The 8,396-nt window shown below is 42.8% G+C and carries 11 protein-coding genes; all 11 read left to right on the top strand.

Annotation, left to right across the window (positions count from 1 at the left end):
• On the top strand, positions 1 to 271 hold a 271-nt coding region (locus B3V56_RS11465; RefSeq protein WP_289284313.1), incomplete at its 5' end, for an SPOR domain-containing protein.
• 114 nt (positions 272 to 385) lie between these two features.
• Complete coding sequence (locus B3V56_RS11460; protein WP_286304672.1) at positions 386 to 877, top strand: CvpA family protein; 492 nt, start codon at positions 386 to 388, stop codon at positions 875 to 877.
• A 19-nt stretch (positions 878 to 896) separates the two neighbouring features.
• Positions 897 to 2,402 (top strand): amidophosphoribosyltransferase, encoded by a 1,506-nt coding sequence (purF, locus tag B3V56_RS11455; RefSeq protein ID WP_286304671.1) that lies wholly within the window; start codon positions 897 to 899, stop codon positions 2,400 to 2,402.
• A gap of 67 nt (positions 2,403 to 2,469) precedes the next feature.
• Positions 2,470 to 2,994 carry a YceD family protein gene (locus tag B3V56_RS11450; protein ID WP_289282719.1) on the top strand — a complete coding sequence of 175 codons (525 nt, stop codon included), beginning with the start codon at positions 2,470 to 2,472 and terminating at the stop codon, positions 2,992 to 2,994.
• Positions 2,995 to 3,028: 34 nt separating this feature from the next.
• On the top strand, positions 3,029 to 3,208 hold the full coding sequence (gene rpmF / locus B3V56_RS11445; protein ID WP_007145145.1) for a 50S ribosomal protein L32: 180 nt from the start codon (positions 3,029 to 3,031) through the stop codon (positions 3,206 to 3,208).
• Between the two features lie 13 nt (positions 3,209 to 3,221).
• Positions 3,222 to 4,241 carry a phosphate acyltransferase PlsX gene (gene plsX / locus B3V56_RS11440; protein ID WP_289284312.1) on the top strand — a complete coding sequence of 340 codons (1,020 nt, stop codon included), beginning with the start codon at positions 3,222 to 3,224 and terminating at the stop codon, positions 4,239 to 4,241.
• Positions 4,241 to 5,197 (top strand): beta-ketoacyl-ACP synthase III, encoded by a 957-nt coding sequence (locus B3V56_RS11435; RefSeq protein WP_414673652.1) that lies wholly within the window; start codon positions 4,241 to 4,243, stop codon positions 5,195 to 5,197. The genes plsX and B3V56_RS11435 overlap by 1 nt, the downstream gene beginning before the upstream one ends.
• Positions 5,198 to 5,213: 16 nt before the next feature.
• Positions 5,214 to 6,149, top strand: coding sequence for an ACP S-malonyltransferase (fabD, locus tag B3V56_RS11430; RefSeq protein ID WP_289282722.1), 936 nt, complete (start codon positions 5,214 to 5,216; stop codon positions 6,147 to 6,149).
• A gap of 1 nt (position 6,150) precedes the next feature.
• Positions 6,151 to 6,894, top strand: a complete 744-nt coding sequence (fabG, locus tag B3V56_RS11425) for a 3-oxoacyl-ACP reductase FabG (RefSeq protein ID WP_289282723.1) — start codon at positions 6,151 to 6,153, stop codon at positions 6,892 to 6,894.
• Between the two features lie 141 nt (positions 6,895 to 7,035).
• Positions 7,036 to 7,272: an acyl carrier protein gene (gene acpP / locus B3V56_RS11420; protein WP_007145140.1), complete on the top strand. Its 237-nt coding sequence runs from the start codon at positions 7,036 to 7,038 to the stop codon at positions 7,270 to 7,272.
• Positions 7,273 to 7,365: 93 nt separating this feature from the next.
• Positions 7,366 to 8,396, top strand: a 1,031-nt coding sequence (gene fabF, locus B3V56_RS11415; protein ID WP_289284311.1) for a beta-ketoacyl-ACP synthase II, incomplete at its 3' end; no start/stop codon positions are given.

The raw sequence follows: 8,396 nt of genomic DNA, 5'->3' as shown, positions 1-8,396 counted from the left end.
TCCAGCTCCAGCTCCAGCTCCAGAAGCTAAAAACAACGAAACGTTATGGGTGTTACAGCTCGCCAGTTTCGGTGTTCGTGATAATGCTGACGCTTTATCAAAAGAACTTGAGTCTATGGGCTACAATCCTTTGATTGAAATACTCAAAACAGACGATAAACCTATCTATCGTGTTCGCTTACAACCTGTTTCAGACCGCGATAAATTAGAAGAAACGGCTAAAATATTGAACAAAAAGTTGAAGTTATCTACGCAGATTTTGCAATATTAACAAGTGTTTTCAGCTAACTATCCAACCATGAAATATAACTGTAAAACTTCTGGGTTGTTGATAGTTAATCTGTTAAAATTTCTCGTTTAGATCGCAGCTGATTGCGGGGTAACTATGGTTTGGGTTGACTATCTGATAATTGGTCTGATTTTTATGTCAGCCGCTATCAGTATTGTCCGAGGCTTCATGAAAGAAGTACTCTCATTGGCTAGCTGGATTCTAGCTTTTTGGGTAGCCATACTTTTTTACTCAAACCTCTCAACATTGTTAGCTGAATATATATCAACGCCTTCAATAAGATTGTTTCTTGCTTTTTTCGTTTTATTTGCTGTGACGCTCATACTCGGTGCGATGGTTAACCATCTAATATCACAAGTTGTCGAAAAAACTGGACTAACGGGGACAGACCGCGCCCTCGGTATTATTTTTGGACTAATACGTGGTGTGGCGTTAGTGACTATTTTGGTTTTAGCCGCTGGTGCAACCCCTATGCCGGCAGATTCTTGGTGGCAAAACTCGATATTATTAGAACATTTTATCAAGTTAGCAGTGTGGGTACGTGATCTGTTACCAGCAGATATCGCCCAGCATATCAACTACAATTAACTTCCTGACAGGGCAAATTATGTGCGGAATTATTGGTATTGTTGGTCATTCTGAGGTTAACCAGGCCTTATATGATGGATTGACCGTATTACAGCATCGTGGACAAGATGCTGCTGGAATAATGACTTGTGACGATGATGGCAAGTTTTTTCTTCGTAAGGATAATGGTCTCGTCAAGGATGTCTTTCATACTCGCCATATGATTCGCCTAAAAGGAAAGATGGGTATTGGTCATATCCGCTATCCTACAGCTGGCTGTTCGACATCAGCTGAATCGCAGCCGTTTTATGTCAACTCTCCATTTGGTATTGCCCTTGCCCATAACGGTAACCTTACCAATACAAAAGTTCTGAAAGATGAATTATTTCAGACAGATCGTCGACATTTGAATACGGATTCTGATTCAGAAGTTTTGCTCAATGTATTAGCTCATGAGTTACAAAACAGCTCAAAATTAACACCTCAACCGCAAGATATTTTTAATGCGGTCGCACAGGTTCATCGTCGTTGCAGAGGCGCTTATGCTGCTGTTGCCATGATCTCAGGGGTTGGCGTCATGGCATTTCGTGACCCATATGGCATTCGACCAGCGGTCATCGGTAAACGTGAAACAGAGCAGGGTACAGAGTATGTTGTTGCCTCAGAAAGTGTTGCCGTTGATATTCTCGACTATGAATTAGTCCGTGATATTGAACCGGGTGAATGTGTCTTTATTGATACAAAAGGTAACTTCTATTCTCAGCAATGTGCTGAAAATCCAGTGAAATCACCTTGTATTTTTGAGTACGTTTATTTTGCTCGTCCTGACTCGATGATGGATGGCATTTCTGTGCATAAAAGTCGCATGCGCATGGGTACAAAACTCGCGCAGAAAATTAAACGTGAATTTCCTGAACACGATATTGATGTCGTTATTCCGATACCTGATACCAGTCGAAGTGCCGCTTTACAGCTTTCTTATGATTTGGGCGTCGTGTATCGAGAGGGCTTTATTAAAAATCGCTATATCGGTCGCACATTTATTATGCCTGGCCAAACCATGCGTAAGAAGTCCGTTCGTCAAAAATTAAATGCTATTGATTTAGAGTTCAGGGGCAAAAATGTTCTCTTAGTAGATGACTCTATTGTTCGTGGTACGACATCACAGCAAATTGTTCAGATGGCAAGAGATGCAGGCGCTAATAAAGTGTATTTAGCTTCTGCCGCGCCACCTGTTCGTTTCCCGAACGTTTACGGTATTGATATGCCATCAGCAAATGAATTTGTGGCTCATGATAGAAATGTTGAAGAAATATCAAAACAATTAGGTGTCGACTGGCTCGTCTATCAAGATCTTCCTGACTTGGTAGCGGCGATCAATAAAAAGTCGGACGTAGAGCGTTTTGATACATCATGTTTTGATGGTGAATACATTACTGGGGATATTGATGCGAACTACTTATATTACATCGATGCCATGAGAAACGATCTAAACAAACAAAACTCTGACAAAAGTAATGCTGTGATTGAGTTACACAATAATTGAATATGATTAGGCCAACAATGCATCCACTTTGCTGTTTTTCGATATTTCTTATATAATCCCGTCGATTATGCGCCAGCAATTACCAAAAGAAATTGATCCGTTTCGATTTGCTCATAATGGACGGGAACTTGAAGGTGAAATTGAACTGACAGAACTGTCACGTTTGAAGCCATCTTTATTTAGTGACTCAGGTTCAGTCAAAATCAAAATGCGATTTGATATTGACCAAACCGGCACACCCTACATGCAAGGTAACTTTGTTACGACACTATCACTGACCTGTGAGCGGTGTATGGAAGAGTTACTCTACCCTGTAGAAGTCAATACGCTGTTAGGTTTGGTAAAGCATGAACGTCTTGTTAGCCGATTATCAGAGCAGTATGAGCCTTGGATAATTGACGAAACAGAGTTTGTGAACCCTGCTGACGTGGTTGAAGATGAATTAATCTTGGCACTTCCCCTGGTGCCTAAACATGATTTTGATTGTCTGCCGAAAGAAGTCTGGCAATCTGGGGATGAAGAGATAGAGGAGACACCTGAAAAACAGGCATCTCCGTTTGCAGTGTTATCTGCATTGAAATCAAAAAAATAATTTTGAATTTTTAAAAGGCTTAGGAGTTTTAGTCATGGCTGTTCAACAAAACAAAAAAAGTGCATCACGTCGTGGAATGCGTCGTTCACATGATGCGTTAACAGAAACAACATTATCTGTTGATTCTACATCAGGTGAGTTACACCGTCGTCATCACGTATCAGCTGATGGCTACTACCGTGGTCGTAAAGTCGTTGCGGATAAAAGCGAATAAGGCATAAACACAATTGAGCCTGACGATATCAATTGATGCAATGGGCGGGGATCACGGACCTCAAGTCGTGATCCCCGCTGCCATATCAGCATTAAAAAAACATCCAGATGTCACATTAATTCTTGTTGGTGATGAAGAAACTATTCATTCACACCTTCAAAAGAATGGTGTTGATAACGAACCAAGATTAATTGTCCATCATGCTTCTCAGCAGGTAGAGATGGATGAATTACCCTCCCAAGCACTGCGCGGAAAGAAAGATTCCTCAATGCGAGTGGCTATTAACTTAGTCAAAGAAGGTCAAGCCGCTGCTTGTGTCAGTGCCGGTAATACTGGTGCCTTGATGGCTACAGCCAGATTTGTTTTAAAAACATTACCAGGTATCGAAAGACCCGCTATTGTTTCAGCTTTGCCAACGATGAAAGGGCATACCTATGTTCTGGATCTAGGGGCTAATGTTGATTCAAGTGCTGCACACCTGGTTCAGTTTGCTTTAATGGGCTCTGTTCTTGCTGAATTGGTTGATGGTAAAGAAAAACCAAAGGTTGGCTTACTTAATATCGGTTCAGAAGAAATCAAAGGTAATGAACGGGTAAAAGAAGCCTCTCGGCTGCTAGAGCAAACAGACCTGAACTACATCGGTTACGTTGAAGGTGATGGTTTATACCATGGTGAAGCAGATGTGCTTGTTTGTGACGGTTTTGTCGGCAATGTGGCGTTGAAAACGAGTGAAGGCGTTGTTCATATGATTCGTCATTACTTGCGACAATCATTTACCCGAAACTGGTTGACGAAATTGGCCGGATTAATTGCCTCACCAGTATTAAAACATTTCCGTAACGAGTTAGATCCGCGTGCATACAACGGTGCGAATTTAATTGGCTTACAAGGTATCGTGATTAAAAGTCATGGTGGCGCAGATGAGTTTGCGTTCGCTAATGCCATTAACATTGCCATTGTAGAAGCCGCCCAGGACGTACCTAAAAATATAACAAAACACTTGGAAGTGTTACTGGAAGGACAAGTATTGTGATGTATTCTCGTATAGCGGGTACAGGCAGCTATCTGCCAGAAAAAATACTCAGCAATCATGATCTTGAGTCAATGGTAGAAACCAGTGATCAATGGATTAAAGAACGGACGGGAATCAAAGAACGTCACATTGCTGCAGAGAATGAAACAACCACAGACCTAGCTTATCAAGCGTCTTTAAAAGCAATTGAAGCTGCTGGAATCAACAATGATGACATTGATCTGATTATTGTGGCGACGACGACACCGACACAAATATTTCCAAGTACTGCCTCATTATTACAAGCCAAACTTAACATCGCTGGCTGTCCTGCCTTTGATATTCAAGCTGTATGTACCGGTTTTGTTTATGCGCTGACTGTCGCCGATAAATTCATCAAATCTGGCGGTGTTAAGAATGTGCTTGTTGTTGGTGCTGAAACTATTTCACGCATCATCGATTGGACTGACAGAAATACATGTGTGCTGTTTGGTGATGGGGCAGGAGCGGTAGTGCTTCAAGCCTCAGAACAGCCTGGTATTATTTCAACACATATCCATTCAGATGGCAGTTTCAATCGTTTGTTACAAGTCCCAACGGGTCCCGGTTCAGTAGTGACTGATGAATCTCCATATATCGATATGCAGGGTAATGAAGTATTCAAGGTTGCCGTCAAAACGCTCAGTAGTATTGTTGATGAAACGCTTGAGGCTAATCAGCTTGATAAAAGCGATATCGATTGGTTAATTCCCCATCAAGCTAATATTCGAATTATCGCGGCTACAGCACGAAAGCTACAGATGTCTATGGATCACGTTGTGGTTACTGTAGATAAACATGGTAATACTTCAGCGGCATCAATACCGTTGGCGCTTGATGTAGCGGTACGTGATGGTCGCATAAAACGTGGTGAGACTTTATTGTTTGAAGCCTTTGGTGGCGGATTCACATGGGGTTCAGCCCTTATTCAGTACTGATATTCAGGGGTAATGAATGAAATCAGCTTTTGTTTTTCCCGGTCAGGGATCTCAATCAATCGGTATGTTATCTGAGATAGCTACTGAACATGACATCGTTAAAGAAACATTCCAGCAAGCATCTGATGCACTTAATTATGATCTATGGGATTTAGTTTCAAATGGTCCTGAAGAATCGTTAAACCAGACAGACCGTACTCAACCTGCCATGTTAACAGCAGGTATTGCCATGTGGCGTGTATGGCAATCAGTTTCTGCTATCAAGCCAGATTATTTTGCTGGTCACAGTCTTGGTGAATATACAGCACTTGTCGCTGCAGAAGCTATCGATTTTAGTGACGCTGTCAAATTGGTTGAATTACGTGGTCAATATATGCAGCAAGCTGTCCCTGCTGGTGAAGGTGCTATGGCTGCGATTCTTGGTCTGTCAGATGATATCGTACGTGATGTCTGCAGCGAAGCATCCATTATCGGTGTTGTTGAGGCTGTAAATTTTAACTCGCCTGGTCAGGTTGTCATTGCTGGTTCGACAGCTGCGGTAAAAAAAGCCACTGAGATAGCAACAGAGAAAGGTGCAAAGCGCGCCTTAATACTGCCTGTAAGCGTGCCATCACACTGTGCATTAATGCGCCCGGCGGCTGAGCAATTAGCTCAAAAACTTGATGAAATTTCAATCCATATGCCAACAACGCCTGTTATCCACAATGCCAGCGTAACTGCAGCAGACGATGTGGTGTCTGTTAAATCGCTTTTAGCTCAGCAGTTATACAGTCCTGTCCGTTGGGTGGAAACAGTGCAGTGGTTTGCAGCAGAAAATGTGAATCAACTTGTTGAGTGTGGTCCTGGAAAAGTCTTAGCAGGCTTAACAAAGCGCATCGATAAATCAGTTAACGCAGTGCCGTTATTTGATTTGACCACGCTTGAGAAAGCACAACAAGCATTAGGAGAATAAAATGAGCTTAGATGGAAAAATTGCTCTGATCACTGGAGCTACACGCGGCATTGGTAAGGCGATTGCGATCAGTTTGGGTGAGCAAGGTGCAACTGTTATCGGTACAGCAACATCTGAAAATGGTGCCGCGACTATTTCAGACTTTCTAAAAGAAGCCAACATTCAAGGCCGTGGTATCGTTCTTAATGTCACCGATGCTGATGCTATTGATAATGTTGTCTCGATGATTGAGTCTGAGTTTGGTGCGCCGGAAATTCTGGTTAATAATGCTGGCATCACACGTGACAACTTATTAATGCGTATGAAAGATGATGAGTGGGATGACATCATTAATACAAACCTCACTCCGATTTATAAGCTTAGTAAACGTTGCCTAAGAGCGATGACTAAAGCGCGCTGGGGTAGAATTATTACGATCACCTCTGTAGTGGGTGCAATGGGCAATGCTGGCCAGACTAACTATGCAGCGGCAAAAGCTGGTGTAATCGGCTTCAGCAAGTCTCTAGCTCGCGAAGTGGGTGCCCGCGGCATTACGGTCAATACTGTTGCTCCTGGCTTTATCGATACCGATATGACAAGTTCTTTGCCAGAAGCTCACAAGACTGCACTGCTTGAGCAAGTCCCATTGAAGCGATTGGGGTTACCTGAGGAGATTGCCGCTGCGGTGAGTTATCTTGCCAGTACCCATGCTGGATATGTGACGGGAGAAACATTGCACGTTAATGGCGGCATGTATATGAGCTAATAGTCTGTAACTGACTATTAATTAAGTAATTTAATTATGAGTCAAGTTAGATGAATGCCATTTAGCTTGTCTCAATGGTGCAGGCACTATAAAATGCCTGCACATTGTTTGATGTATTAACCACCAAAGGAAATATTAGTTATGAGTGATATCGAAGCTCGCGTAAAAGAAATTGTTGTTGAACAATTAGGTGTCAACGCTGATGAAGTAACTGCGGATGCTTCATTTATCGACGACCTGGGCGCAGACTCTCTGGATACAGTAGAGTTGGTTATGGCTTTGGAAGAAGCTTTCGAATGTGAAATCCCAGACGAAGAAGCTGAGAAAATCACTACAGTTAAAGAAGCCGTTTCTTATATTAACGCACATCAGTCTTAATATAATTAAAAGCGCTTATGATAGCCGTCTAGTGTGTGAGAACATGCTAGGCGGCTATGTCATGTATACCTGTAGGTTTAAGGGGAAAACCTGATGTCGAAAAGACGCGTTGTCGTTACTGGTCTTGGAGCTGTCACGCCAGTCGGGCTGACAGTAAAAGAAAGCTGGGAAAATATTGTTGCAGGAAAAAGTGGTGTAGCACCGCTAACGTTGTTTGATGTTTCAGATTTTACTGTTCGCTTTGGTGCGAGCGTGAAAAATTTTGACGTCACATCAGTCATTCCTAAAAAAGACGCCAAAAAAATGGATACCTTCATTCATTACGGTATCGCAGCAGCCAAAGAAGCTATTGAAGACGCTGGACTGGTTATTACCGATGAAAATGCAGAAAGAATTGGTGTTGCTATTGGTTCAGGTATTGGCGGCTTACCCGGTATCGAAGCAGGTTACGACAGTTATTTGAATGGTGGACCTCGTAAAATCTCACCTTTCTTTGTACCGAGTAATATCATTAATATGATATCGGGCAATTTATCCATCATGTATGGAATGAAAGGGCCTAATACGGCTATCGTAACAGCTTGCTCAACGGGTACACACTGTATCTCTGCTGCGGGACGCATGATTCAATATGGTGATGCGGATGTCATGATTGCCGGTGGCGCAGAAATGGCCACATCGAAAACCGGTCTTGGTGGCTTCGCCGCAGCACGTGCATTGTCAACGCGAAATGATGATCCTGCAGCGGCTAGTCGTCCGTGGGATAAAGACCGTGATGGTTTTGTATTAGGTGATGGTGCGGGTGTCATTGTCCTGGAAGAGTATGAACATGCAGTGAAGCGTGGTGCCACTATCTATGCTGAACTTGTTGGTTCAGGCATGAGCAGTGACGCTTATCATATGACATCACCTTCTGAAGGCGGAGAAGGCGCTGCACGCTGTATGGTCAATGCGATCAAGGATGCAGGTTTAAATCCTGAAGCAATCGATTATATCAATGCACATGGCACATCGACTCCTGCAGGTGATGCCGCTGAGACACAAGCCATCAAAAAAGCATTAGGTGATGCGGCAAACAACGTAGCGATAAGTTCAACTAAATCGATGATTGGCCACCTATTGGG

The sequence above is a fragment of the Methylophaga sp. UBA2513 genome (genome assembly GCF_002341285.1).
In the GTDB taxonomy this organism is placed as follows: domain Bacteria; phylum Pseudomonadota; class Gammaproteobacteria; order Nitrosococcales; family Methylophagaceae; genus Methylophaga; species Methylophaga marina.
The sequence above is the reverse complement of the archived record's forward strand: the minus strand, read 5'-3'. Positions and strand labels throughout refer to the sequence as shown.